Here is a 22,851-nt window from a genome sequence, read left to right as displayed (position 1 = left end):
CATGGGCTTGTGCATGGGCGACACACGAGGGTCGGGAGTGAGCTCGGCGTGGCCCGGTTCGCAGCCCCGAGGGCGCAACCGCTGAACCGTTCCTGGCATCCGCCATCGGCGCGCGCTCTGATACTGGTTGTCGCCGCCGCTGACCCGCGGCGGGAAACAGCCGGCCGGGGGCATGACCCCGTAGCCACGTTGTGCAGACAGTCGATGACAGCGGCGCTCGGTGCCAGGCACGATGCGCTACGTCGCTTTCAGACTGTCTCGTCTTCTTTTCGGTGTCCTAGCCGGCGGCGCGCGTGACGGCGTCGGTCAGCCGCTTCCGCTCACGGGCGGGGACGTAGCCACCCTCCGAGTAGTTGCGGACGAACGCCTCGACTCACTCCACCGGGTTCTCCCGACGATCTCGCGGATCGGCGTTCCGTCCGCCGTGGCCCGTTCGAACAGGTCGGCGAGGTCTTCGAACATCGGCTGTCGGACGGACCTTGTCCATGGAACACCCCCGTCCCTTTCAGCTACTCGGCGTTGCTGACTACCAGTACACAGTAACACCGACTACCGGTATATAGCACCACTAAATAGCTGGGGTTATAAGCCGCACCCGCACGCGTGCGGGTGCGGGCGGACCTGATCACTGCTCCCGAGCGAGCCGCCGCCGCCCCCCACTGAGAGAAGACGGGCTGCGTCAGCCCGACCGCCAGGCCTCACCGTCGGATGCGGCGGCAACACCGGCGACTACGAACGCGGTCGCGAGCGCTGCATCGCTGAACCGTTCACGGAATCCGCCATCGCCAACCGCTCTGAAGCCGGGCCATTGCCGTGCTGATACGACCGCTGGCACGACACCGCATCAGACCTGATCACCGCCGGGACCTCTGCCGACCTGGCGCGCCGCCCGACGCAGCCATCATCCCCGGCTCCGCAATGGCGCCGCCGACGGTCAGCCGCCTCCTGGCTCGCCTGATGCCGGACCAAGAAACATCGGGCGGCCCCTGCCTCCCGGCCCGCCTCGAGCGCCGCCGCGAGAATCCGGACGAGACCAAGGCCGTGGCCAAGACCACCCTGCACCGGCTGCTGCCGCTCCGCGACATCCCGCTGCGGGAGAAGACTCTCTAGCGGATGCTCTACGAAACGACGGCCAGGGCCGCAGAGATCCTCGCGCTCAACGACGCCGACCCGCTGCCGATGCGGGGAGCGGAATCTGCGCCTGGGACGCGAAGGTGGGGTACTTCGTGTGCGGCGGGTGCGGGAACCACGTCGGCGCGGCCGAGGAACGGAGTCTGGTCGCCGAAGAAGCGGGCTGATCAAGTGCAGGGCGTGATCCCGCGGCGGACCCCCTTGAGGGAACCCGGTTCGATGGAGATGCCGCCGTCAGGCTGGGTTTCTAGCCCGATCCACTGAGAAAAGTCAGGAATGAGTTGAGGTTTCGCCGACAGGATGGGTCTCGTCCAGACCTGCTGTCTGGTAGATACAGCATCCCTTTTGGCGATGGCCAATGCTTGGCTGCCGCCGAGGGTGTCAAGCTTACTTTTCGACTCTGGGAGCACGATTTCGCCTTCGCTGCACGGTTCGACGACGAACTCCCAGAGCTCTGTGGGCTGCTTGTTGGGGCGATGCAGGACGTACACGTAGGCCCGCTGCGAGTTGGCGTTGCGCACATACCAGGCCCAAGCGTCACGAATGGTTCCATCTGGTTCGTCCACTATCTGGACACGGTTGGGAAATGCGACCTTCGCGAGCGCGTCCGCATCGGCCTTCGACTGTGCTTCCTTCCTTTGGTCCTCGACGCGCTGGGCGAGTGCGTCTTGCCGCTGCTGCTGGCTGAGCTGGAGAGCGTTGAGAGAAATGACGAGCGCGGGAATGGACAGGAGCCCAGCGACGACGCTGGTGAGAGCAGCCCACCATTGGACAGACAAACGGACCTCACGCAGCCTTCGGCGTTGGCGTGGCTTCAGTCGTTGGCGTGCGGCGATCACCCTCGTGGTGTGAGCTGTGGAGCGCGGTGCAATGCCGCGGACCGAAGAAGGACGGGGGCGTCGTGCGGTCACGACTGAGTATCGTGCGCCGAGGAGGCGATGTAACGACCACAGATGCGACCCGTGCGCCTCCCGATCGTGAGGGTGGAATCGGTGGAATGGTAGCTGGAACGGCGCTGTTCGGCAGCGGCAGATCGACCGGGTCGCATCAGTCGGTGCCGCCCCGGTCATAGGGCGCGCTGGCGCAGGTTGAGATAGTCCAGCCCGGCGGCCACCCCTCCCGGCAGTAGCACGACCGCCGGCCCGCCCGTGCCTGAGCGACGCACAAGCCAAGCAGCGTCCCAACGGCGGCGTGGCCGGAGTGGAATCGTGATGCTGCGGCCTGAAACTGGCTCCTCAACTTTCGACGTCGTCGGCCACGGTGGAGGTCGGGGTGTTGAGGATGCCGTCGAACGCGTCGAGGACGGAGGTGTGCAAGTAGGCGCTTTGTATCCGGATGCGGTCGGGGCCATGGGCAAGGCCGACGCTGCCGGAAGCCTCCGTGCGCCCCTGGCGAAGATCGGCGACGCTCAGCCCGAGGCCGGCATCGGCGAAGGCGGCTTCGATGCTTCCCGGCTCAGGCGGCTCCAACGCGGTGTTGTCGATGGCGAAACCGAAGCGCGCGTTCTCGTCGGGGCGCATATCGGCTGTGTGTCCGGTGATACTCGTCAGGCCGAGGGCGAAGTACTCACCGCCGAGAACGCGGTGCAGGTGCTGTCCCATCGGGAGCCCCGTGAGGTGACCGTTGAAGGAGATCGGCACCTTCTGGATGTGGGCGTTGTGAGCCGCCAGCACAACCCGGGCCCCAGGTTCAAGGCGCTCCAGATGCCACAGGACCGACCCGGCCATATAGACGTCACGGGCCGAGGTGTCGGCGGTCAGCCCGTTTCCGGCGTAGAGGCCGGCCATGGCGCGGAAGCCGTAGTCGGCGTGGCAGGCGCCTTCGAGGCGACGCAGGGCGATGTCATAGCTGCGCTGGTCACCACGGGAAAGGTACAGCGCTTCGACCGCACGGAACCGGATGAGCAGGCGCATCAGGATAGCGCTGAGAGCGTCCTGTTCGGCGGCGGCCAGGCGTGTCCAGGCCGGTGCGGCCGAGGCCGCGGAGGCACCGGCGAACGATTCGGCGATCCGCATCGCCGTCTGGAGCGCCGGTAGGACTTCTGGATCGATCTCGCGGAGGTATTCAGCGACCGGGGCCAGGGCAGGAACCAAGGATCCACCGGCTGCCGGGATGTCGATCCCGGCGAAACGCACCGGCTTCGAAGCTGTGGCGTTGTGCCGGCGCATCCAGCGCAGCGGCTCATCGACTCCCACGGGGATCGCCTCAGCGAGATGGGCCAACAGATCATCGTCCGCCCCCTCCCCCTGAGCCCAGGCGTCAAGAGGGAAGCCTTCGCTCAAGCCGTACTCGAAGGCCAGGACGGTGAAACCGCAGTGTTCGACCAGGAACCGCAGGATGCGCTGGCGCATGAGTGAGAACTCGGTGATGAAGTGGGAGTTCTCACCGATCGCGACGACACGCGCGTTGCCGATGATGTCGCGTAGCGGCTCCAGGTCATCGAGCGGCGCCTCAGGGTCGAGGTGAGTGAGCGGGACGGCACAGCCGCGAAGCCAGCCGGCGAACGGGTTGTGGTGGGACGAAGCAGACATACTGATGGCTCGATTCCCAAGTACTGGAACGGTGAAAGGCCGGAACGCGAGTGGATCACCGGCGCCGGAGCGCGGCCGCCGCGTTCTCCAGGTCGTCGATGCTGCCGGACATGATCGTGCGGATGTGCTCGCTGATGTGCTCGGTCGGCCAGTCCCACCAGGCCAGGGCGAGAAGGCGGTCGATGTCCGCATCGCTGTAGCGGCGGCGGATGACTCTGGCCGGGTTGCCGCCGACGATGCCGTAGTCGGGGACGTCGTCGACGACGACGGAGCCGGAGGCGATGATCGCTCCGTGGCCGATGCGGACGCCGGGCATCACCATGGCCCGGTACCCGAACCAGACGTCGTTGCCCACCACGGTGTCACCTCGTCCGGGCAGGCCGGTGATGAGATCGAAGTGCTCGGCCCAGGAACCACCCATGATCGGGAAAGGGAACGTCGACGGGCCGTCCATGCGGTGGTTGGCACCGTTCATGATGAACCGCACACCCTCGCCCAACGCGCAGAACTTCCCGATGACCAGCTTCTCCGGCCCGTAGTGGTACAACACGTTACGAGTCTCGAAGGCGGTCGAATCATCCGGATCGTCGTAGTAGGAGAACTCCCCAACCTCGATCAGCGGCGAGGTGACCAGCGGCTTCAGCAGCACCAGACGCGGCTGCTCGGGCATGGGATGCACCACGGTCGGGTCAGCGGGAACAGGTGACATCACGAATCGTTTCCTTCCTGAAGCTTGAAAGACATCCCGTGGCGCGGGAAGCCGAAGTCGCATGCACGGCCGGATGGGCCCCCTGCCAGCGCCGACACAGCAGGCGACCGTGGCTGACCGTGAGAGTGCCGCCGTAGCCGGCCAGAGCGGCCTCCAGGTCCTCGGACCAAGGCGAGCGACAGATGGTTGGTGGGTTCATCCAGCAACGGGACATCTGACGGCTCGCTGAGCAGGCGCGCCAGGGCGAGACGCTGCTGCTGTCCGGTGGACAGCCAGCCAATCGGCATCGTGAGCCGGCCGCGGTCGAACAGGTCGAGGGACGGCAGGTCCTCGGTGTGGTCCGCGCATCTCCCGCCCGTCCACGGGCGTCCGGCGGCACCCCGTCCCGGGCGAGAAGGCCGACCCTGCCGTGTTCGCTCGCCCGCAGCGAGCGAACACGGCACCGAGTCAAGGGCGAGCCTCCTGTCGAAGGGCTTGCCGACAGCGAGCGCGGTGATCTTCGTGGGCATGCGAGCACTCCAAAACATTCGAGAACGGGGCGACCGTCAAAGGCCGCACGGCCGGGCGAACGCTTCGGAAGAACATCGACAACTCCACTAGTGCGACAACTGATGCATTAAGATACTGGCATGACGCCGTCCCACTGAGCAAACCGGATGACCAGCGATGACTCCTCCAACACCACCGACCCGGCGCCGCCCCGGCGGCCGTACTGCCCGCATTCGTACGCAGGTACTCGACGCGGTCCGCGCAGAGCTTGGCGAGCACGGTTATGACGGGCTCACCATGGACGCCGTCGCCGCGCGCGCGGGCGTGCACCGCGCAACGGTGTACCGGCGCTGGGGGGACATCGGCGGCTTGCTCGCCGACGTCCTCGACGCGGCGGGCGAGGACGACTGGCAACCCCCGGACACCGGCTCACTGAGAGGCGACCTGGCAGCACTGAACCATGAGATCCAGGCAGCCCTGACTGCGCAGCCGCCGATCGTCGCAGCCCTGATCGCCGCCTCATTCCGCTCCGAGAAAGCCGACCGCGCCCAACAGCGGCTTTGGGAGGACCGGTACGCCCGGTGCGAGATCATCGTCGGCCGGGCGACCCGGCGCGGCGAACTCCCGCCGCGCACCGACGCTCGGCGACTGCTCCTCGCCGCCACCGCACCGGTGTACCACCAGCTGGTACTTCTCCGCATGCCGCCCGACCCGCACCTGCCCGACCACGCGGCCAGAACCGCCGCCCTCGCCGCGTCCATCGGAGCCTTCGCCGAACCCCCATCAGTTGGCGACGCCTGACGGGACCCATGGTCTCGCCTCCCGCCTTGATGCAGTAGCCCACCGGCGAACAGGGCGACCTTGCAGGAGCGCGCAAGCCGTTTAGCGGCTCCCCCATCGAGACGTGCGTGGCGCGTCGGCCTGGACAGGGCGGGCCCGGTTCGCTCCGTCTGGACGACCAGGACATTCCTGTGTCGGAGCGTACGGGCGGAGCCCGTTCCTTAGATGTTCGGGGACGGCGGATGCCGCCCCAGCCGAGCGCCTTTACATTGTAGATTCATAGCGAGAACGAGGAGGGGGATCCCCAACAGCGGCCGCCTGCGCAAGCTGCCAAGGTCGGCCAGGTCGCCGAAACACTTCTCAACCCATGCAGCCAGGCATACCGGAAGCTGTCCTGAGCAGCCCGCTACTCCCCTGCGGTGCGCCCAGACTTGCCGGCAGTCGCGTGGCCTCTTGATTTCGCTGTTCAACGCTTCGCTTCGTCGGGCCAGGCCGAAGGTATCGCGTGCCACCCCTGCCCCACTGCGCAGCGGACCCGGCTCGCCCTACCCAGGCCGTCGACTCCCGCGTCTCATGCCTGCTGGAGACCTATGGCGCGCTCGGCCATCCGCATGGCGACCTCCAGCATCATGCGCACGAGCACAGGCGCGCCGGCGATCTCGGCCAGAGCCGACAGCGCGATGGCGGCCAACGGCCACAGCGCACGCAGCGCCCGGCCCAGGTCGGCAGTGACGGGCATACGGGACAGCGTGATCGTGATGGTCATGGCGGCCTCCTCTCCTGGGGACGCCCCGCAGCAGCATCGCACCGGCGAGACGGCGGCCAGCACCATGGGCTTGATCTCCCACAGAGCTGCCGTGGAGAGTCAGCCACGCTGACGCCGGCGGGCGCGGGGTGTCACGAACTGAGATCGTTGACTTTGGCAATCGCCTTCGAGCACAGCGTCCACCTCCTTACCTTTCGCCCGTTGCGGGCGCACGCGAGCGCCGTCAGCACTCCCAAGGGCCACATTGATGCCGGCACCCCTCATGTAAGAGCTTTGGCACTGCACGGCGTGATCCCGTAGCCGGGAAGCCACGTGGGGTTACCCCTTAAGCCGGGGAAACCTGTCCTGACCCTGGGCGTCTCTCGATGTCGTGGGGTCAGTGGCCTGTATCCGTGCAGACGCCTCACCGAACGAGGTGCCTTCCCATTCAGGGAACCTCCTGTCATCTGCCCAGGTCAAGACAGGACGCCGAAGATCTCCCCGTCCCGGCACCGGGACATACTGAGCCCATCCTGTCGGCGTGAAACGCCAGGTTCGGGGTGTTGAAACGGGTCTGCGGAACCGTACCTGCCAGCGCTCAGAGGCCCTACGGGACCTCTTCTGCTCTTCAGGGGTGTGCAGCCAGATGCTGCCGTGAGCGGCCTGTTGTCGCCGGCCCACCCATATGCGCGCAATGATCTTGAGTGTGTTTCCGCAGCTGCCGACGATGAGCACCTCGCAGCCCGGGCGCCCCGAGCCCATGACCAGGACGTTCACCGCGTGGATCTCGATATCAGCGTTGATCGGCATATGCGGGCAGTGTGGTGGCCGCCTGGTGGACCTCGGTGTATTCCCCACGGGGCGAACGGCGGATGATGCCGGTCTCGACCCCATGCGCACGCAGTTCCTGATCCTGTGTCTGCAAGGCCAGACAGATGCGGCGAGTGACCTCGAAGACCACGGCGGGTCCGGCGACGACCGCGATGCGGAAGAACCAGGTGACGGCGAACAGGGACAGGCTGAAGTGATGGGCGAGCTGGTCGTTGCCGGCCGCCGCCCACAGCAGGCCGTAGAAGGTCACGCCGGCGGCGCCCAGGCCGGTGCGGACAGCGGCCTCACGGGGCCGATCCAGGGGACGATGGACCCCGCTATCGCCGGTGAGCCGGCGTTCGACGAGGGGGTAGGCGGCCAGGACGGTGAAGAAGCCGCCCGGCACGACAAGAGCAGGGATGAGGACCGACAGGGTGAGCGGGTGGCCGGCGACGACGGGTTCCCAGCCGGGCATGATGCGGATGGCTCCGTCCAGGAAGCCCCATGTACCAGTCGGGCACCGCGCCCGCGCCCGTTGCGCCCGGCCGGCTCGGGCCGTACAGCCAGATGGGGTTGATCTGAGATGGCCTGGATGACGCCCTGGATCAGCGCGAGGCTGCCACCGGACAACAGGTCGTCGGGCAGGATGCCCCCGGTGACGCCTGCCACGATGCCCAGGACGAACAGGCCGACCCAGATCAGCCAGTTCAGGCCGTGCGGACGGCGGAAGGCGCCGGTGAAGAACAGCACCACCAGGCTGTAGACCGCCATCTCCCCGAACACGAACGACCAGTGGTCGGCGCGGCTCCGCGGCCGCGCCCCCACCACGTGCGCGAGCCGTGCGTGCAGGCCCTTCATGCGTAGACCGGCCGGATAGCTCGGGATCGGCGCAGTCCAGCGGCACAGCCTCTCCCCCGACAAACCCGATTCAGTACTCGCGCGGCGTTGTCACCGGCGAACCCGCCGCCGGTGATCACGGCTCGCGGCTCATTGTTCTTAGCCCGCGGGCTGCTTGATGGTCGCGGTGATGTGGTTGACCATGTTGATCACGGCGACCGTGCGGATGATCGCCGTGAGTGCTGGATGGCGAGCCCTCTGGCTCGCTTCAAAGCCACCAAGGAGCCGGGGCAACTCGCACCCGACGTCGACCTGGACCCGGCGTTCGAGATCCTGTCCGGTCCCTTGTACTTCCGACTGCTGATCACACAGCAGCCGGTGACGCACGCCTACATCGACCGCGTACTCCACGCGCTCTTCGCCGGAATGAACCCCAGACGAGGTCGGCAAGGCGCACCGGTGACGGCCGATTACCCGCTGCTGGTCACCACGCGGGCGACGACGGGACTCGGCCCGACGCCGCAGAGCCTCGAGGCCCACCTCGGCCATCCGCGCCCACAGGTCCGTGCGAACTCCGGCGACAATCTTGGTCAGCATGCTCACCTGGCAACGACCTCTCAGGTTCGTGGCACACCCCAATCGCCCAATGCCCGGGTTAATGCCCAGGCGAAGGAGCGCGATCTGGTGCCGACGAGGGGGCGCGCTCGGGTGCCTGGCCGTCGGCTGGCGGCACCGTGCCCCGGCCGGCCACCATCGCGACGATCACCTGGCCGGCCGCAGCGACGCACATCAGAATGATGGGTGCCTGCCAGCCGGAACTGACGGTGTGCAGCAGCCCGAAAATCACCGGTCCTGCGGCGGCCAGCAGGTAGCCGATCGACTGCGCCATCGCTGACAACGTGCCCGCCACGGTTGCGTCCTGGGCACGCAGGCCGAGGAAGGCCAATGCCAGCACAAGGCAAGCTCCGCCGCCCAGCCCGAGCACAACACTCCACAGCAACGCCCATCCCGGCGCCACCAAGAGTCCGAGGCAGCCGGCGAGCAAAACCAGCGAACTTACCGTCGCCACCGCGCGTTGGTCACGCGCCCAGCGCAGCGCGGCGGGCACCGCCAGGCTGGTCACCACCGCGACCGCCTGGAACAGGAACAGCAGCCATCCCGCCGCGGCCGCGGTTACTCCACTGTCCTGGAACACCTGAGGCAACCACGTTACGACGACATAGAAGCCCAGCGACTGCAATCCCATGAACGCCGTGACCGCCCACGCCAGCGCCGATCCCCACGGCAACCGGTGTCTGCGAATCGCCTCCGAGGCCGGCCGCGAAGTCCGCAGCTGCGGGAGCCACAGCACGACAGCCACCAGCGCGAGCACGATCCAGCAACCCAACGCGGTGTACCAACCACCAGGGGCGACCTGGCTGATCGGCACCGCCACCCCGGAAGCCACCGCGGCGACAGCCCCCATCACAGTGGCGTATGCGCTGGTCAGCAGTCCGACTCTGGTAGGGAAGTCGCGCTTGATCAGGCTCGGCAGGATCACGTTGCCCACGGCGATTCCCGCCCCGATCAGCATGGTTCCCGCGAACAGCCCGATTGCCGTCGGTACCCACCGGACCGCGATCCCGAGCGTCAGCACCACGAGCGCACCCCAGAGGAGCCGCTCGGGCCCCCACTGCGCCGCAAGTCGCGGAACCATCGGGGATATGACGGCAAACGCCAGCAATGGCAGCGTGCTCAGCAGACCCGCCACGGCCGGAGCCAACTCCAGATCGGCCTGCACGCGATCCAGCAACGGCCCGACACCGGTCAAGCTCGGCCGTAGATTCGCCGCCACCACCAGCAATCCCCACACCAGTAGCGCCCGACCGGAACGCCCCGTCGACCGCTTTGGATGGAGTGAGAACAGAATGAAACGCTCCTTCGACATGGAGTCGGCCTCTCGTGCATAATACGGAATGAGGAATCCGGATTCCGAATTGAAGTCTAGACAGAGGATCGCTTGGGATGTCAACTCCGCAGACCCGCCGCAAGACGCGTACCGACGCCGAGCGCAATCGAGATCGTGTCCTGGAGGCGGCTCGCGCGTTGTTCGCCGAGTACGGCTACGACGTGCAGATGTCGGAGGTCGCACGGGTGGCGGGCGTCGGCATCGGGACCCTCTACCGCAAGTTCCCGACCCGGGAGGCCCTGATCGAGGCCATCGCCGAGCACCGGGCCAACGACATCGTCGCCGCCGCACGCCAGCTCACCGACGCGGACGATCCGGCTCAAGGCTTGGCCGGGTTCCTGCACCACGTGGGTGAGGTGCTGGCCGGCGATCGCGGCATGTCCGAGGTGATCGAGAACGCCATGGGATCGACAGAGCCGCGGGGAGAGACTCGCGAGGCGCTGCTCGCCATCGTCGCGGAGCTGATCGACCAGGCGCGGGCGCGCGGCACGGTCGGGCAGGACGTGACGGCCGGGGACGTCAACATGGTCATCTGCGGCCTGGCGGCGGTCATCCGCAACGCTGCGGGCGATTGGCGGCGGTACATCGAGGTCGCACTCGACGGTCTCCGCCCCCGCTGATCGGGCGGTCTCGCGAAACGCAGCGTCCGCGCCGGACGGCCCTCGCCCAGCTCGCGCCCCACCACTGATCGCTACCTTGCCAGATATGAACTGGTGGCGGCCCGCTCCTCCCGCCGTCGCAGCCTGGAGCAGTCCACGGATGAGTGGTGGTCGTGTCAACCTGCGGGGAATGTGAAGAGACACGTCGGAGTCGTGTCTCTGGTGATACGAAAGACGCGCGTCATCCTGCTGTCCAAGGCCGGAGCTTCTCGGGGTTGCGTACTGCCCAGAGGTGCTTGATCCGGTCACCTGCGACGTCGAACGCGTACACCGCCACGGTGACGCCATCTAGCTGAGCCACCAGACCGGGCTGACCGTTGACCGTGCGCTCCACGATCGCCAGGTCGGGTGCCCCGTCGGCGAGCTCGACCAAGAAGCGTGCGACCTGCTCGCCGCCTTCGATCGGGCGAAGCACGGCGCTGACGAGGCCGCCGCCGTCGCCGGTCGCCGTGGCGTCGGGGTCGAGGAGGCCGATGAGGGCGCCGATGTCTTTGGCTTCCCAGGCTTGCTTGAAGCTTCTGACGATGCCGGCCTGGTGGGCTGTCGGGTTGGCGGGGGGCTGTGAGTCGCGGATGCGGCGGCGGGCCGAGGTGGCCAGCTGCCGGCAGGCCGCCGGGGTACGGCCGACGATCTCAGCTACTTCGGCGAAGGAGTAGCGGAAGACATCGTGCAGGATGAACGCGACGCGCTCGGCCGGGGTCATCGATTCGAGCACGACGAGGAAGGCCATGTTGACCGACTCGTCGAGGGTGACGTGATCGGCCGGGTCAACGGTGGCGCCACCCGACCACTCCATACGTTCGGGCAGCGGCTCGGGAATCCACTCGCCCACGTAGCTCTCGCGCCGGGCCCGTGCCGAGCCGAGCAGGTTCAGGCAGATGCGGCTGGCGACCGTCGTCAACCAGCCGCCGACCGATTCGATGGTCTCCTGCTGCTGCCGGGACATGGCGTACCAGCGGGCATAGGTCTCCTGGACGACATCCTCGGCCTCGGACAGGGAGCCGAGGAGCCGGTATGCGAGGTTGATCAGCTGACGCCGCTCGCTCATGATCGCGCTCAGGCTCGGATCGAGCAGGCTGTCTCCTGCCCCGGGCTGGATGGTCATAGTGTCCCGGCTTCCTTGTACCGCACATGCTGTCAGCAGTACGACAAGACAGCCCGCCGGAATGTGAGGCTGACGCCTCGCCTCACATTGTGCCGGGCTGTCTTGTCGTACTGGTCAGACCAAGCTGGCGGCGCACCAGCCCCGCCGTGGCCCGGCGCCAGCGGCACCACCGGAGAGAACACGAGAAGGACGAAAGCCGATCATGGAACCCGTCAACGCCGCAATCATCTACTACAGCTCCACCGGCACCCTGCACGCCCTGGCGCAAGCTGCCGCCGAGGGGGCGGAGAAGTCCGGCGCACAGGTGCGACTGCGCAAGGTCGCCGAAACCGCCCCACCGGCAGCGATCAGCGCCAACCCGGCCTGGGCCCAGCACCTCCAGGACACCGCCGATGTCGCCGAGGCCAGCCACGACGACCTGGACTGGGCCGACGTGGTGCTGTTCGGCACCCCCACCCGCTTCGGCAACCCGGCCAGCCAGCTCAGGGCGTTCATCGAAACCACCGGCCCGTTGTGGTATCACGGCAGGCTCGCGGGCAAGGTGTACTCGGCTTTCACCGCCTCCAACACCGCCCACGGCGGACAGGAATCCACCATCCTGGCGCTCGGGAACACCTTCTACCACTGGGGCGGCATCATCGTGCCCCCCGGATACACCGACCCCGTCCAGTTCACATCGGGCAACCCCTACGGCACTTCCCACGTGGCCGGCGACGGCGCGCCCAATGACGTGGTCTTGGAAGCGGCCCGCTTCCAGGCCCGGCGCGCCGTCGACACCGCCGCCGCGCTCAAAGCCGGCCGCGCTGCCTAGCCGAGCCGCTCCAGCAGCGCCGAGGGTGTAGATGACCAGCAGCATCCGCTAGCTGGCCGGGTTGTGAATGAGCCGGTGGGCTCCCACAGGTGCTTGTGGGAGCCCACCGGCATTGACTTGTCGGTGGAGTGTGGGGGCATGCGGGCCGGGTGTGGCTCGCTTGCTCAGCCACCGATTGGAGGCTTCTCGCGGTGGTCCGAGGCTACGGAGCGGTCGCGTTGGCTGGTTCCGGTTCGTTCGCTGGTGTGCGAGTGGGTTGCCGTGGTCCTCGGGCGAGGACGTAGAGAAAGAGGGCGGCCATGACGGCGGCTCCTGTCCCGGAGGACAGGAGCGCTCCGAGCAGGGCGACACCGAGCGCGGTGCCGAACTCGCGGGTGACGTCGTTGAGTGCGGACGCGACGCCCTGGCGTTCTTGCGGGAGGGCGCTGGTGATGGCCTCGGTGGAGGGCGTCATCGACAGGCCCATGCCGATACCCATGGCGAGCATGCCAGGAAGGAAGGACAGGTAGCCACCGCCGACGGAGACGATGGCGGCCATGACCGCCAGACCGGCACCGGCCAGGAGGATGCCTGTGGCCATAGTCGCTCAGGGACCGATACGCGCGGCCAGCCGTGGGGCGAGGCCGGAGGTCATCATCATCAGCACGGCCATGGGCATCAGCGCCAGCGTGGACAGCAGCCCCGACCAGCCGAGGACAGCCTGGAAGAACGGGAAGAGGGCCACGAAGATACCCGCCTGAACACCGAAGACCACCAGCAGCGTGATCGAGCCGCCGGCCAGTCGGCGCTCACGGAACAGGCGCACGTCCAGGAGCGCGGCATCCCGGCGGCGCAGTTCCCAGGCGACGAAGCCGACTGCGGCGATGATGCCGACGGCGAGACTGATCAGGGTCGCGGGCGTGGTCCAACCGCGCTCCGGACCCTCTTGGAGAACGAAGATGAGCCCGACCACGGCCACGATGGAGGCCAGCGCGCCGACGGTGTCGAAGGCGTGCCCGAAGCCCTCGCGAGAGTTGGGAACGGACCGCAGCGCCATGACCAGGGCCACGAGGACCAGGACCACGGGCAGGACGAACAACCACCGCCAGCTCGCGACGTCGACCAGGGTGGCGGAGAGGAACATGCCCAGGATGCCGCCGCCTCCGGCGACACCCGTCCACACGCCGATCGCCCGTCCGCGCTCCTCCTCGGGGAAGGTGGAGGTGATGACCGCAAGGGTGATAGGCATGATCATCGCCCCGCCGACACCACTCGCCAGCCGCGCGGCAAGCATCACCTCAGCCGTCGGGGCCAGACCTGCCGCGGCGCTCGCGACGCCGAAGACAGCCAGCCCGATGATCAGCATGGGCTTGCGGCCCCAGCGGTCCCCGATCGCGCCGAGCGGCAGCAGCAGTGCGGCCAGGCTGAGGGTGTAGATGTTGATGATCCACAGGATCGTGCCCTGCGAGGCGTCGAACTCGACGGCAAGGTCGGGCTGGGCGACGTTCAGCCCGGAGACCGAGGCGATGACGGCCATCAGCGCGATACAGACGGCGATCAGGATCGTACGCAGCTGGCGCGCGTCCGGGACGCTCGGGCCGGCGGCACTCACCGGGGTCTCGGTAGTATCGGCGAAATTTTCAACGGATACGCAGGTCAGAGCCTCCCGTGGGGATCTTCGAGTACAGCCTGGAAGAGGATCCCTGACCTGCATTGACGTTGTTTCCTGCGCCGTTTCTACCGGCACCCCATCTAACGCGCCACAGCACTTGCATAGACCCATAGTTGTCAGGAATCCTTGACGACTATGACGTTCGAGTCCCCTGACATCCCCAACCACAAAGGCTTCGCCGCGCCAGTACTCCCTAACGGCGAGTTGGCCCCTTCCGCGAGCGCCTTCACCAAGACCTTCATCGGTTACCAGGCAACATGTTCCTGCGGATGGGCCGACCGGCGCCGCTTCCCGGCCACGCCGGAGGGAGCGAAGGAGGCGGAGTACCGGTGGTGGAGCAGGCATGTCCCGCCCCTGCTCGCCGCCGCGCCGCCCGTGGAGCTGGTGAGCAAGTCGAACCTGCTGTGCGAACGGATCGTGCAGCTGGCCGGCGAGCGTCCGCTCGCCGCCCTCACCCTGCTGAGCCAGGTGGAGAGCTGGCAACGCACCCTGCTCGACCAGGCCGTAGCCGGAGCCAAGGAAGCTGGCGCCACTTGGACAGAGGTGGGAGAGGCAATCGGCATCTCCAAACAGGCCGCCCACGAACGGTTCAGGGCAGCCACGACCGCACCACTGGAGGCGTAGCGGGCCTCAGTGGTCCGGCGTGGCCTACGTGCAACAGCTCGCCGAGCATCCACGGCGCTCGAGCTCTCCCTGCCGAGATCACGCTGGCAATCAGAGGTGGGGTGCCGGTAGAAACGGCGCAGGAAACAACGTCAATGCAGGTCAGGGATCCTCTTCCAGGCTGTACTCGAAGGTCCTCACGGGAGGCTCTGACCTGCGTATCCGTTGAAAATTTCGCCGATACTACCGAGACCCCCGGACGCTCGACCGCGCCGAGAAAGCGGCCGAGCGGGAGCGGGAGAGCCCTCCGGGGAGGATCGGACCGGATTTTGGCGGTACAAGAGCACCGAAGAATCACGCCATGCACCCGGAACCGCGTTGGTCTTGCAAGAGTCCTCGTTGGTGGGTTCGGGCAGGCCGGATGGCGGCGCTCTCCTGCGCCGCAGCTGCGTCAGCAGGTCAGCGATCCGTGCGGAGGGTTGAAGCTTGCTCGGAGAGGTCGATGAGCACCTGGACGCCGAGGGTGACGAGCATCCGAACTCGAAGGGTCGCCTTAGTGCGCCGGGCTGAGGCAGCTTGGCGTGGATGGCCGGAGGCGGGGTGCCTCCGGCCATGATCATGGAATGGGCCGGTCGCTGAGCCTGCAGCTACGAGGCCGACCCGGTCTGTCGTTGGTCCAGCCCGCCTCGGAGGCCCATGCCGTGAAGTCCAGGTATGTGCCCTTGGCGAGCCCTTCGGTGCTCTCGTCCGCGATCGCGGCAGCGGATGCCAAGACGGTGCCGGTCCTGGGGTCGAGGATGGTGGTGTACCGCTCGGCCACCTCGTCGTCCGCGCCGAACTCGGTGGTGAATCCCTCGCTCTTGATGAAGGTGACCGCAAGGCCTGGACGCCCGAGCGGGTCGGTGATCGTTCCGCCTACCTTGGTGGTCGGCAGTCCGGCCAGGAGACGGAGGGTAGCCGCCCTTACCGCGGGGCTGACCGGCATCTCCAGCAGTGCCCCCGAGCCGGACAGGAACTCCTCGAAGCTCTGGCTATCCGCATCCGCCTGCCAGTAGCCGCGCAGCTTCTCTCGCAGCCCGTCGACGTCGGCGGGCAATGCCGCGAGGTCGGCCAACGTGAGGTCGCCCAACCGCCGGTCGCCGAACACGCCGCCCGGTTCGACGGCACGCGTGTATACGCACTCGGTGGGCTCGCTGCTCACCCGCTCCTTCCTGCAGTCCTTGGCAGGCCTGCCCGGGCTGCACACTTGCTGGACCACCGACGGAGAGCCGGCCGCCCTCCAGCTGCGCTCGTCGGCGGGGGTGGCGGGACGCACGTACTCCTCCCGACTCCGCGCCTGGACAGGATTGCGTGGATCACGGGGCTGCCAGAGGTCGACACGAGAGACGGACAGCACGTTGAACGTCTCCTTTTCGGCCTTCACCCGAATCAGCGCGCCGTTGAGCAGTGGTCTGCGCCAGTACGCGCTGGTCTGGTCAGGAAGCCGAGCGACATCGTCCGCGAGCCCGAGTAGCGCGTCGTTGCCGCGGGCAGGCACGATCACCGGCGCGGGAGCCGGCGTCAGGACCGACACCAACGCGATGACGGCGGTGATGACGGCGACGGTCGCCACAGCCGTCCATCCCCACGAGACGTGGCGGCGCCGGACGCGCCGCACGGGCTCGTGCATGATCACCAACAGCCGGGTGTGCGCCCTGTCGACCACCTCCGGCGACGGCGGCGACGTCTTGGGGAGGGACCTGGCCAGCAGGTCGAACTCATCCATGATTGTCCTCCAGAGGGTTGACGTCGTCGAGCGCCTTGCGAAGTTGTTTACGGGCCCGGTTGAGGCGGGACGCGACCGTGCCGGCCGGGATGTTCAGGGCGGCGGCGACCTCGGCGTGGCTGAGGCCGCCCAGCGCATGGAGCAGGACGACGTCGCGGTCCCTGCGGTTGAGACCGGCCAGTGCTCCAGCCAGCCTGCCGGTCAACTCACTGGCCGCCACCCGCGTCAAGGTGGCGTCCTCATGGCTGTGTTCCAGCCGCTCCGCCGTCCGGCTGAGTGCCTTCCACTTGCGCATCTCATTCCGGTGGTGCCGCGCGATGAGATGGGTGGCGATCCCGTACAACCAGGGCCGCACCGCGCCGCGCGAGGCGTCGTAGCCTCCCCGGTACGCCGCCAGGAACACCTCGGCGGCCAGATCGTCGGCAATGTCTTCGGTCAGCCGCCCGGCGATGTAGCGATGGATTCCCGCGAAGTGCGTGGTAAAGATTTCCCCCCAGCCGGCCCGGAGATCAGGCGGGTCGGTGAGGTCGGGTGGTGTAGCCATGCAGGCAACTCCGCTGAGGTCGGGTGATGCTGTAGGTGCTGAACACCTCTTGTTGCCCGAAGCCTTGTAGTGCTTTCACGCGGCGGCCGCCTTGGAGCAATAGTGAAGACCTGTGGATCGGGGTTAACAAAATGATCTAGGGCCGTGTCTCGTGCGGCCGCTGGTCGTTGGTCTTCGCGTGAAGAAAGGGGGCCCCGGCCGGCGAACCGGACGACCATGCCATCGGCCGGTCCCGCGGCGGACTGACGACGAAGATCCACCTTGCTGCCGATGACCGCTGTCGGCCGATGGCTTTCCATCTCACCGCCGGCCAGGCAGGCGACGCGCCTGCCTTCACGGAGGTGATGGACCGCCTGCGCGTGCCCCGACCGCGCGGTCGGCCTCGCACCAGGCCCGACATGGTTCTGGCCGACAAGGCGTACTCTTCCCGCGCGATCCGAAACCACCTGCGCAAGCGCGGCATCCGTGCGGTGATCCCAGTCCCGCCGGACCAGCAACACCACCGGCTGCGACGGGGAAGCCGGGGCGGCGCTGCCGCTCGGAGAGACCCACGTTCTCAGCGCTACCAAACGCCGGCGTGGTGTGCGTGCCCGCCGAGAGGGAGAAGATGTCCTTCCGCTCGAACGAGTACAGGCCCTGCTCGAACTCGGCGACCTGGCCAAGCTGCCGGAACTGGCCGGACTTCATCTCGGCGTACGCGTCGGAGTCGAGGAACGCCTCGGACAGGCTCTTGTGCTGCTTGCCGTGCGCGGATGCCACGGCGTCGCGGGCCGCGTGGCTGGGCTCGTTGGGCTCGTCCAGGTACCGCTCGATGCCCAGGTGCTCCTTCTGCTCCTCGATCAGGGCCTTGATCTCGCGCGCCTCGCCGAGCGTCTTGGTGTAGTCGGCGTGCGCCTCGGTCGAGAGGACCAGGTGACCCTTGCCCGTCTCGTCGGTGATCGAGTTCGAGATGTCGTTGAGCCGGGCGGACTTCGTCTCCAGAGCGGAGGTCAGTTCCTTGATGCGCTTGTTGATGTCGCTCTTAGCCGTGGTCACGGCTCCCCCTTGATGCTGACACGGATTGACTTCGCGGTCGCGCCGCCCGGTCAGCACCGGGACGTCAGACGATCAAGGGGGAGGAAAGCGGCATGGTGGGGTTTGCGTCAGCGTCCGATCCTGCGACGCTCACCGAGGTACTCAGCAGATGGGGGGCTATCCGTGGTTAGGAAACCTTGGATGCGGAGGCCGTCCAGGTGTTGCAGACTTGCGGGGATGTGGCGCGGAAGCCCTTGTCGAGCCAGACAGCGATGTTGCGTCCCCTGCCGTGGGAGCGGATCTTGTCCTGCTCGTCCCCACTGTTCCGCGTGATCTCCAGCAAAGTTTCCCAGTCTTCTTTGCTGCGCTCTCTCAGGGCGTCCCAGACGCTGCCGATGAATACCCCGCTCAAGCACTCTGCCTGCAACTCCATGCGGCGAGTCTGCTCGTTCAGTTCGGTCTTGTTCCGAAACGGATAGCGATCGTAGGCACGGGCGATCCCAGTCAGGTTCTGCACGTGGTGCCCGTACTCGTGGGCGGCCAGACCGAACAGGTACAGGTCAGAGGGATCTTCGAGCAGAGAGTCGTCCAGCAGGACGAGAAAGCGCCGTTCTGCGTTGCAGTAGGTGGCCGAGGTGGAGCCCCAGGAGTCTCCGCAGTACTTGCGTGGTTTGGTGATGAATCCGATCCTGGCCTTGGTGAAGGGCAGGCCCGCCCGCTTGAAGTGCGCGCCCCACGACCGGTTGAGACAGTTCAGCACCGCAGTCAAGTACCGCTTGGCTGCGGCGACATCGTTCGGCTTGACATCGCGCTCCGCGCACTGGCTCGCCCGGAGTTCGCCCGTACGGTACAGCTTGTTCGCGGTCAGAACTCGGTCCCGTATGGGGTAGGCGGACGCCGCGTGTGCGGTGCCGGATAACAGCAGACAGGCGAGCGTGGTTGCAGCGAGAAGGGAGGAAAAACGCATGATCGGCATCTTAGTTAGAGGGAGACAGAACGCCGCTCGGCGGCTGCTAAACCCGCCTCCAGGTGGGCGATCGTCTCCCGCGCCCGCGCCAGCTCCGACCGATCGCCGAGCACCAGCCGGGCCCGCAGGTTCGCGTTCTCCAGACGCAGATCGTCACGCTCGGCCCGTAGCCGGTCCGCGTCGATCGCCTCCAGTCGGCGGGTAAGCCCGTCCACGTGCTCCCACGCCCGGTCTTTCTCCCCACGGGCCTGTCGCCCGGCCTGCTCCGCCGCCGCCTGCGCCTGCCGCGCGTCCGCCAGCAACCGCTCCAACCGCTCGATGGCCTCCGGGGAGGATCGGACCGTATTTTGGCGTTACGGGGTGCGGGCGCCATGACCACGGCCGCAGGGTCAGCGGGTGGTCAGGCCCTGGGCCGGGTCGGCGACGACGGCCCAGGGAGGAGCGGTGGTCGGCGGGATCGTAGCTGCCAACGCCGCCGGACTTGCAGCGCAGCACGTCGCCCGGCCCGGCAGCGTCGGGCCGGGCGACGATGCCGACGTAGCACAGCGTGCACCAGGGCGGCCGGTGTACGGGAGGAACTGGTCGCCAGCGGCCCCGCAGGCCTGGCAGGCGGCCTGTCCGCACCCGTGGCCCTGCCAGTCGGCCAGATCGCTACCGTGGGAATGGACCAGGTTGCTGGGCGGCATGCCGCGAACCCGTTTGAAGGCATTGCTGAAGGCGAACCCGTCGGCGTACCCGACTCTTCTGGCCACGGCGGCGACGGTGGCGCCGGGCGCGCGGAGGAGGTCGGCGGCGATGGTCATCCGCCACTCTGTGAGGTAGGCCATGGGCGGCTGCCCGACCAGCGCGGTGAAGCGACGGGCGAACACCGCCCGCGACATGCCCACCTCCGCGCCCAGGGCCGCGACCGTCCACTGGCGGTACGGGTGTGCGTGCATCAGACGCAGCGCCTGCCCGATCCGTGGGTCGGCCAGGGCCCGGTAGCCGGGCGGTGCTTCGACGTCGGACCGCGCGAACCATGACCGCAGGGCCCGGACCAGCAGCAGATCCAGCAACCGGTCGAGGATGACCTGCTGGCCCGGCTCCTCGCGGCCGATCTCGACGCCCAGCAGGTCCAGCAACGGCGCGAACTCCGGCTCCGACGGGATGACGGCCACCTCGGGCAGCGCCTTGAGCAGACGCTCGGACACGTCGCCACGCAGCGGGTACTCGGCGGTGACGAACAGGTCGGAGCCGTCGGAACGGAATCCGTACGTGCGCGGCCCCAGCACGAGATTGTCCCCGGCTGTCGCCGGGCCGCCGGTCGTCGTCCAGCAGTTCTCCGCACCGTCGATCATCACCTGAGGCTCCGTGTCCGGGCGATCGGCCACGGTGAACGGCCGCAGGCCGCGCACCAGCACGACGCCTCGCTCCCGGACCGGGACGGGAGCCAGGCCGGCGCGCACGATCCAGGACTCGCCGCGAAGCATCGCGCCCAGCGCCAGCGGGGCGGGATCGCTGAACCGCACAGCCCACGGCGGCTCGGCGACCGACTGGCAGAAGACCGCACCGTGCGCCCGGACACCCGCGAGATAGTCCTCCAGCACATCCATGATGAGACGATCCCACATGCGTACAAGATGGATGGCCATGGATCGTCTCCCGCGACACCTGATGTGCTGGGCCCATGTCCATCTCACCCATTCTCGTGCTCGGCGCCCGGGGCAAGACCGGCCGCCGCGTCGTCGCCCGGCTCGACCAGCTCGGCCATCCCTTCCGTGCGGCCTCCCGTTCCGGCAGGCCCAGATTCGACTTCGCCGACCGTGACACCTGGAAGCCAGCCCTGGCCGGCGCGGGCGCGATCTACCTCATCCCGATGAACGAGTCCGTTGCGGCGGCCACCGTGGGAGAGTTCCTCGCGGCCGCGGCGCAGACCGGTGTCCGCCGGGTGGTGCTGTTGTCGGCACGCGGCGTGGCCGGTGCGGCGTGCCCGTTTCAGGAGCCGGTCGAGCTGGCGCTGCGCGCGACGGACCTGGAGTGGACGATTGTGCGGCCGACCTGGTTTGCGCAGAACTTCAGCGAGGATCTGTTCCTGGAGCCGATCCTGTCGGGGGAACTGGCGCTGCCGGCCGGGGAGGGCCGGTAGGCATTCGTTGACGCCGACGATATCGCCGACGTCGCGACCGCGGCGCTCATCCGGGACGGCCACGCGGGTGAGATCTATGAGCTGTCGGGCCCCGAACCGTTGTCGTTCCGCACCGCCGTCGAGCTGATCGCCGAGGCCACCGGGCGGCGCATCCGCTACACGCCACTGGAGGCCTCCCAGTTCACCGCCGCGCTGGCGGCTCAGGGGGTGCCGGCCGAGGCGGCCGAACTGGTGGCCGAACTTCTGGGCCGGATCCGCGACGGCGCCGGCGAACACGTCAGCGACGGCGTACGACGCGCGCTCGGCCGCGACCCCCGGCCCCTAACCAACTACATCAAGACGGCCGCCGCAGCCGGAGTCTGGGGTGACTGAGTTTGAAGTCGGCGGTATGTAGCGCTGAGTGACGATCGTAACTCCCGTGTGTTCTCAGAAATGAGGAGTTCTGACACGTAGTGCCGACCCGCCGACTGGTGTCCGGTTTGTCTCCGGCCGTCGTTCTCATAACCTCTCGCAAAACCGTGTTCTCACAACAGCGTGCGCGGTAGGTGTTGCGACATGAGCGATCTTGCCGATCCGGCGGCCGCGGTCGAGGGCTTCGATTGTCCGACGTGTAAGGCGCCGGCTGGGAGCGCCTGCCGTACGCGGGGCGGGAAGGTCACGCCGAAGTACCACACCCCGCGCTTCATGCTGGTGCCGCAACTGCGGGCGGAGCTGGAGGTGAGGACGCCCGTCGATCGCGGTCCCAGCCGGGTCTGGGTGGCGGGCCCGGCTCGCGAGGCCGCCGACGCCGGGGCCGGGACCAAGCCCACCCGAGTCGGTTATGCCCGGTGCAGTACCGTGCAGCAGGAGCTGCAGAGTCAGCTGGACGCTCTGCGCCAGGCGGGGTGTGAGCCGACCTTCTCGGAGAAGATCAGCACGCGGGTGAAGGTGCGGCCGCAGTTCAGCAAGGCGATGGACTTCGCCCGCACCATCAAGACGGCGGTTCCGCATCAGCGGGTGATCTTCACGGTGCATGAGATGAAGCGCCTGGGGCGGGGCGCGGCCGAGCTGCTGACCATCGCCGAACAGCTGCGGCGGGCCGATATCCAGCTGGAGTTGCTGGGCGTGTACGACCCGAGCGGGCACGGGGCCGCGCTGTTCGCGTTCTTCGCCGGGATGGCCGAGTCCGAACGCGAGTACATCCGGGAGAAGTCGCTGGAGGGCCAGGCCTCGGCACGCGAGCGCGGACGCCACGGCGGCCGTCCGAAGGTGTTCGACGACGACATGGCGGCCTACGCCCGCAGCCTGCGCGCCCGGGCGCTCTCGTTAGCACCGTCATGGAAGGAACGCAAGCCCCCGGCCACGTCGGCGCGGGAGAAGGCCTGTCGGTAAGAGTGCTGCAATGAGGTACATTCCAGGGTCGTCGTCCCAGGTCACGCAGGGTGCGCGTGTCGAGCAGGCCCTCCGCTCGGGTCCGTGTCACCAGACGCAAAGTAGCTGCGAGTGACCGGGAGCTCCCGGATGGCTTGACATAGAAGCACTTACCGAGCAGGAACCCCGATGAGTTGCATTTGATGCGACGACTCATCGGAGTGCGCGCGGAGTGGTGATGTGCAGCTGGAGTGCTGGTGGAGGTGTGCATCGGGTC

Annotated in this window: 23 protein-coding genes, 3 pseudogenes and 1 riboswitch; of the genes and pseudogenes, 10 read left to right on the top strand and 16 right to left on the bottom strand. The window is 67.7% G+C overall.

Going from position 1 to position 22,851, the window contains the following annotated elements; genetic code table 11:
• The first annotated feature begins 957 nt into the window (after positions 1 to 957).
• A complete protein-coding gene (locus tag ABT294_RS43740; protein WP_350812390.1) occupies positions 958 to 1,110 on the top strand; it encodes a hypothetical protein in 153 nt (50 codons plus the stop codon).
• Between the two features lie 188 nt (positions 1,111 to 1,298).
• Here the strand turns inward: ABT294_RS43740 and ABT294_RS43735 are convergent, their stop codons facing one another.
• From ABT294_RS43735 to ABT294_RS43720, 4 genes are all read right to left on the bottom strand, one after another.
• Positions 1,299 to 1,970 (bottom strand): hypothetical protein, encoded by a 672-nt coding sequence (locus ABT294_RS43735; RefSeq protein ID WP_350812389.1) that lies wholly within the window; start codon positions 1,968 to 1,970, stop codon positions 1,299 to 1,301.
• A gap of 396 nt (positions 1,971 to 2,366) precedes the next feature.
• A complete protein-coding gene (locus ABT294_RS43730) occupies positions 2,367 to 3,662 on the bottom strand; it encodes an erythromycin esterase family protein (protein WP_350812388.1) in 1,296 nt (431 codons plus the stop codon).
• Between the two features lie 55 nt (positions 3,663 to 3,717).
• On the bottom strand, positions 3,718 to 4,371 hold the full coding sequence (locus tag ABT294_RS43725) for a CatB-related O-acetyltransferase (protein WP_502912216.1): 654 nt from the start codon (positions 4,369 to 4,371) through the stop codon (positions 3,718 to 3,720).
• Positions 4,371 to 4,658: an ATP-binding cassette domain-containing protein gene (locus ABT294_RS43720; protein ID WP_350812469.1), complete on the bottom strand. Its 288-nt coding sequence runs from the start codon at positions 4,656 to 4,658 to the stop codon at positions 4,371 to 4,373. Before ABT294_RS43720 ends, ABT294_RS43725 begins: the two co-directional genes overlap by 1 nt.
• 379 nt (positions 4,659 to 5,037) lie before the next feature.
• Here ABT294_RS43720 and ABT294_RS43715 point away from each other — a divergent pair, with 379 nt between their 5' ends.
• On the top strand, positions 5,038 to 5,661 hold the full coding sequence (locus tag ABT294_RS43715; RefSeq protein WP_350812386.1) for a TetR/AcrR family transcriptional regulator: 624 nt from the start codon (positions 5,038 to 5,040) through the stop codon (positions 5,659 to 5,661).
• Positions 5,662 to 6,211: 550 nt separating this feature from the next.
• On the opposite strand, the gene ABT294_RS43710 is transcribed toward ABT294_RS43715, so the two are convergent.
• From ABT294_RS43710 to ABT294_RS43700, 3 genes are all read right to left on the bottom strand, one after another.
• Positions 6,212 to 6,406, bottom strand: a complete 195-nt coding sequence (locus tag ABT294_RS43710) for a hypothetical protein (RefSeq protein ID WP_350812385.1) — start codon at positions 6,404 to 6,406, stop codon at positions 6,212 to 6,214.
• 250 nt (positions 6,407 to 6,656) lie between these two features.
• Positions 6,657 to 6,828: riboswitch (M-box (ykoK) riboswitch) on the bottom strand.
• Positions 6,829 to 7,178: 350 nt separating this feature from the next.
• Positions 7,179 to 7,466 carry a hypothetical protein gene (locus ABT294_RS43705; RefSeq protein ID WP_350812384.1) on the bottom strand — a complete coding sequence of 96 codons (288 nt, stop codon included), beginning with the start codon at positions 7,464 to 7,466 and terminating at the stop codon, positions 7,179 to 7,181.
• A complete protein-coding gene (locus ABT294_RS43700; RefSeq protein WP_350812383.1) occupies positions 7,463 to 8,053 on the bottom strand; it encodes a cytochrome b N-terminal domain-containing protein in 591 nt (196 codons plus the stop codon). Before ABT294_RS43700 ends, ABT294_RS43705 begins: the two co-directional genes overlap by 4 nt.
• Before the next feature lie 225 nt (positions 8,054 to 8,278).
• Here ABT294_RS43700 and ABT294_RS43695 point away from each other — a divergent pair.
• Positions 8,279 to 8,386: pseudogene (locus ABT294_RS43695) on the top strand (TetR/AcrR family transcriptional regulator); the annotation flags it as partial.
• A 301-nt stretch (positions 8,387 to 8,687) separates the two neighbouring features.
• On the opposite strand, the gene ABT294_RS43690 reads toward ABT294_RS43695, so the two are convergent.
• A complete protein-coding gene (locus tag ABT294_RS43690; protein ID WP_350812382.1) occupies positions 8,688 to 9,959 on the bottom strand; it encodes an MFS transporter in 1,272 nt (423 codons plus the stop codon).
• Between the two features lie 77 nt (positions 9,960 to 10,036).
• Between ABT294_RS43690 and ABT294_RS43685 the strand changes: the two genes are divergently transcribed.
• Positions 10,037 to 10,600: a TetR/AcrR family transcriptional regulator gene (locus tag ABT294_RS43685; RefSeq protein WP_350812381.1), complete on the top strand. Its 564-nt coding sequence runs from the start codon at positions 10,037 to 10,039 to the stop codon at positions 10,598 to 10,600.
• A gap of 220 nt (positions 10,601 to 10,820) precedes the next feature.
• On the opposite strand, the gene sigJ is transcribed toward ABT294_RS43685, so the two are convergent.
• Complete coding sequence (gene sigJ, locus ABT294_RS43680; protein ID WP_350812380.1) at positions 10,821 to 11,744, bottom strand: RNA polymerase sigma factor SigJ; 924 nt, start codon at positions 11,742 to 11,744, stop codon at positions 10,821 to 10,823.
• Between the two features lie 202 nt (positions 11,745 to 11,946).
• Here sigJ and wrbA point away from each other — a divergent pair, with 202 nt between their 5' ends.
• Positions 11,947 to 12,555 carry an NAD(P)H:quinone oxidoreductase gene (gene wrbA / locus ABT294_RS43675; protein ID WP_350812379.1) on the top strand — a complete coding sequence of 203 codons (609 nt, stop codon included), beginning with the start codon at positions 11,947 to 11,949 and terminating at the stop codon, positions 12,553 to 12,555.
• A gap of 202 nt (positions 12,556 to 12,757) precedes the next feature.
• Here wrbA and ABT294_RS43670 read toward each other — a convergent pair whose 3' ends face one another.
• The gene (locus ABT294_RS43670) at positions 12,758 to 13,135 is read right to left on the bottom strand and encodes an MFS transporter (RefSeq protein WP_350812378.1); all 378 of its coding nucleotides are present in this window, start codon (positions 13,133 to 13,135) and stop codon (positions 12,758 to 12,760) included.
• A 6-nt stretch (positions 13,136 to 13,141) separates the two neighbouring features.
• The gene (locus ABT294_RS43665) at positions 13,142 to 14,146 is read right to left on the bottom strand and encodes an MFS transporter (RefSeq protein WP_350812377.1); all 1,005 of its coding nucleotides are present in this window, start codon (positions 14,144 to 14,146) and stop codon (positions 13,142 to 13,144) included.
• 195 nt (positions 14,147 to 14,341) lie between these two features.
• Here ABT294_RS43665 and ABT294_RS43660 point away from each other — a divergent pair, with 195 nt between their 5' ends.
• Positions 14,342 to 14,830, top strand: coding sequence for a hypothetical protein (locus tag ABT294_RS43660; RefSeq protein ID WP_350812376.1), 489 nt, complete (start codon positions 14,342 to 14,344; stop codon positions 14,828 to 14,830).
• Positions 14,831 to 15,425: 595 nt separating this feature from the next.
• On the opposite strand, the gene ABT294_RS43655 is transcribed toward ABT294_RS43660, so the two are convergent.
• Both ABT294_RS43655 and ABT294_RS43650 read right to left on the bottom strand, forming a co-directional pair.
• Positions 15,426 to 16,574: a CU044_5270 family protein gene (locus tag ABT294_RS43655; RefSeq protein ID WP_350812375.1), complete on the bottom strand. Its 1,149-nt coding sequence runs from the start codon at positions 16,572 to 16,574 to the stop codon at positions 15,426 to 15,428.
• The gene (locus ABT294_RS43650; RefSeq protein WP_350812374.1) at positions 16,567 to 17,118 is read right to left on the bottom strand and encodes an RNA polymerase sigma factor; all 552 of its coding nucleotides are present in this window, start codon (positions 17,116 to 17,118) and stop codon (positions 16,567 to 16,569) included. Before ABT294_RS43650 ends, ABT294_RS43655 begins: the two co-directional genes overlap by 8 nt.
• A gap of 221 nt (positions 17,119 to 17,339) precedes the next feature.
• Here ABT294_RS43650 and ABT294_RS43645 point away from each other — a divergent pair.
• Positions 17,340 to 17,666, top strand: a pseudogene (locus tag ABT294_RS43645) (transposase); the annotation flags it as partial.
• Between the two features lie 653 nt (positions 17,667 to 18,319).
• On the opposite strand, the gene ABT294_RS43640 reads toward ABT294_RS43645, so the two are convergent.
• The 3 genes and pseudogenes from ABT294_RS43640 to ABT294_RS43630 form a co-directional block, all read right to left on the bottom strand.
• Positions 18,320 to 19,099 (bottom strand): neutral zinc metallopeptidase, encoded by a 780-nt coding sequence (locus tag ABT294_RS43640; RefSeq protein WP_350812373.1) that lies wholly within the window; start codon positions 19,097 to 19,099, stop codon positions 18,320 to 18,322.
• Between the two features lie 14 nt (positions 19,100 to 19,113).
• Positions 19,114 to 19,410, bottom strand: a complete 297-nt coding sequence (locus ABT294_RS43635) for a hypothetical protein (RefSeq protein WP_350812372.1) — start codon at positions 19,408 to 19,410, stop codon at positions 19,114 to 19,116.
• 363 nt (positions 19,411 to 19,773) lie between these two features.
• A pseudogene (locus tag ABT294_RS43630) lies at positions 19,774 to 20,691 on the bottom strand (AraC family transcriptional regulator); the annotation flags it as partial.
• A 74-nt stretch (positions 20,692 to 20,765) separates the two neighbouring features.
• Here ABT294_RS43630 and ABT294_RS43625 point away from each other — a divergent pair.
• The 3 genes from ABT294_RS43625 (at position 20,766) to ABT294_RS43615 (ending at position 22,595) form a co-directional block, all read left to right on the top strand.
• Positions 20,766 to 21,224, top strand: a complete 459-nt coding sequence (locus tag ABT294_RS43625) for an SDR family oxidoreductase (RefSeq protein ID WP_350812370.1) — start codon at positions 20,766 to 20,768, stop codon at positions 21,222 to 21,224.
• Positions 21,225 to 21,323: 99 nt separating this feature from the next.
• A complete protein-coding gene (locus ABT294_RS43620) occupies positions 21,324 to 21,596 on the top strand; it encodes a Rossmann-fold NAD(P)-binding domain-containing protein (RefSeq protein ID WP_350812369.1) in 273 nt (90 codons plus the stop codon).
• Between the two features lie 183 nt (positions 21,597 to 21,779).
• Positions 21,780 to 22,595 carry a recombinase family protein gene (locus tag ABT294_RS43615; protein ID WP_350812368.1) on the top strand — a complete coding sequence of 272 codons (816 nt, stop codon included), beginning with the start codon at positions 21,780 to 21,782 and terminating at the stop codon, positions 22,593 to 22,595.
• Positions 22,596 to 22,851: the final 256 nt, after the last annotated feature.

Source organism: Nonomuraea sp. NPDC000554, from assembly GCF_040300065.1.
Taxonomy (GTDB): domain Bacteria; phylum Actinomycetota; class Actinomycetes; order Streptosporangiales; family Streptosporangiaceae; genus Nonomuraea.
This window is presented reverse-complemented; position numbering and strand designations above follow the sequence as displayed.

Bases quoted from the DNA above. Each gene is read 5' to 3' on its own strand.
- ABT294_RS43740 (WP_350812390.1), top strand. From the start codon at position 958: ATGCCGGACCAAGAAACATCGGGCGGCCCCTGCCTCCCGGCCCGCCTC.
- ABT294_RS43730 (WP_350812388.1), bottom strand. From the start codon at position 3,662: ATGTCTGCTTCGTCCCACCACAACCCGTTCGCCGGCTGGCTTCGCGGC.
- ABT294_RS43725 (WP_502912216.1), bottom strand. From the start codon at position 4,371: ATGTCACCTGTTCCCGCTGACCCGACCGTGGTGCATCCCATGCCCGAG.
- ABT294_RS43720 (WP_350812469.1), bottom strand. From the start codon at position 4,658: ATGCCGATTGGCTGGCTGTCCACCGGACAGCAGCAGCGTCTCGCCCTG.
- ABT294_RS43715 (WP_350812386.1), top strand. From the start codon at position 5,038: ATGACTCCTCCAACACCACCGACCCGGCGCCGCCCCGGCGGCCGTACT.
- ABT294_RS43710 (WP_350812385.1), bottom strand. From the start codon at position 6,406: ATGACCATCACGATCACGCTGTCCCGTATGCCCGTCACTGCCGACCTG.
- ABT294_RS43700 (WP_350812383.1), bottom strand. From the start codon at position 8,053: ATGAAGGGCCTGCACGCACGGCTCGCGCACGTGGTGGGGGCGCGGCCG.
- ABT294_RS43690 (WP_350812382.1), bottom strand. From the start codon at position 9,959: ATGTCGAAGGAGCGTTTCATTCTGTTCTCACTCCATCCAAAGCGGTCG.
- ABT294_RS43685 (WP_350812381.1), top strand. From the start codon at position 10,037: ATGTCAACTCCGCAGACCCGCCGCAAGACGCGTACCGACGCCGAGCGC.
- sigJ (WP_350812380.1), bottom strand. From the start codon at position 11,744: ATGACCATCCAGCCCGGGGCAGGAGACAGCCTGCTCGATCCGAGCCTG.
- wrbA (WP_350812379.1), top strand. From the start codon at position 11,947: ATGGAACCCGTCAACGCCGCAATCATCTACTACAGCTCCACCGGCACC.
- ABT294_RS43670 (WP_350812378.1), bottom strand. From the start codon at position 13,135: ATGGCCACAGGCATCCTCCTGGCCGGTGCCGGTCTGGCGGTCATGGCC.
- ABT294_RS43660 (WP_350812376.1), top strand. From the start codon at position 14,342: ATGACGTTCGAGTCCCCTGACATCCCCAACCACAAAGGCTTCGCCGCG.
- ABT294_RS43655 (WP_350812375.1), bottom strand. From the start codon at position 16,574: ATGGATGAGTTCGACCTGCTGGCCAGGTCCCTCCCCAAGACGTCGCCG.
- ABT294_RS43650 (WP_350812374.1), bottom strand. From the start codon at position 17,118: ATGGCTACACCACCCGACCTCACCGACCCGCCTGATCTCCGGGCCGGC.
- ABT294_RS43640 (WP_350812373.1), bottom strand. From the start codon at position 19,099: ATGCGTTTTTCCTCCCTTCTCGCTGCAACCACGCTCGCCTGTCTGCTG.
- ABT294_RS43625 (WP_350812370.1), top strand. From the start codon at position 20,766: ATGTCCATCTCACCCATTCTCGTGCTCGGCGCCCGGGGCAAGACCGGC.
- ABT294_RS43615 (WP_350812368.1), top strand. From the start codon at position 21,780: ATGAGCGATCTTGCCGATCCGGCGGCCGCGGTCGAGGGCTTCGATTGT.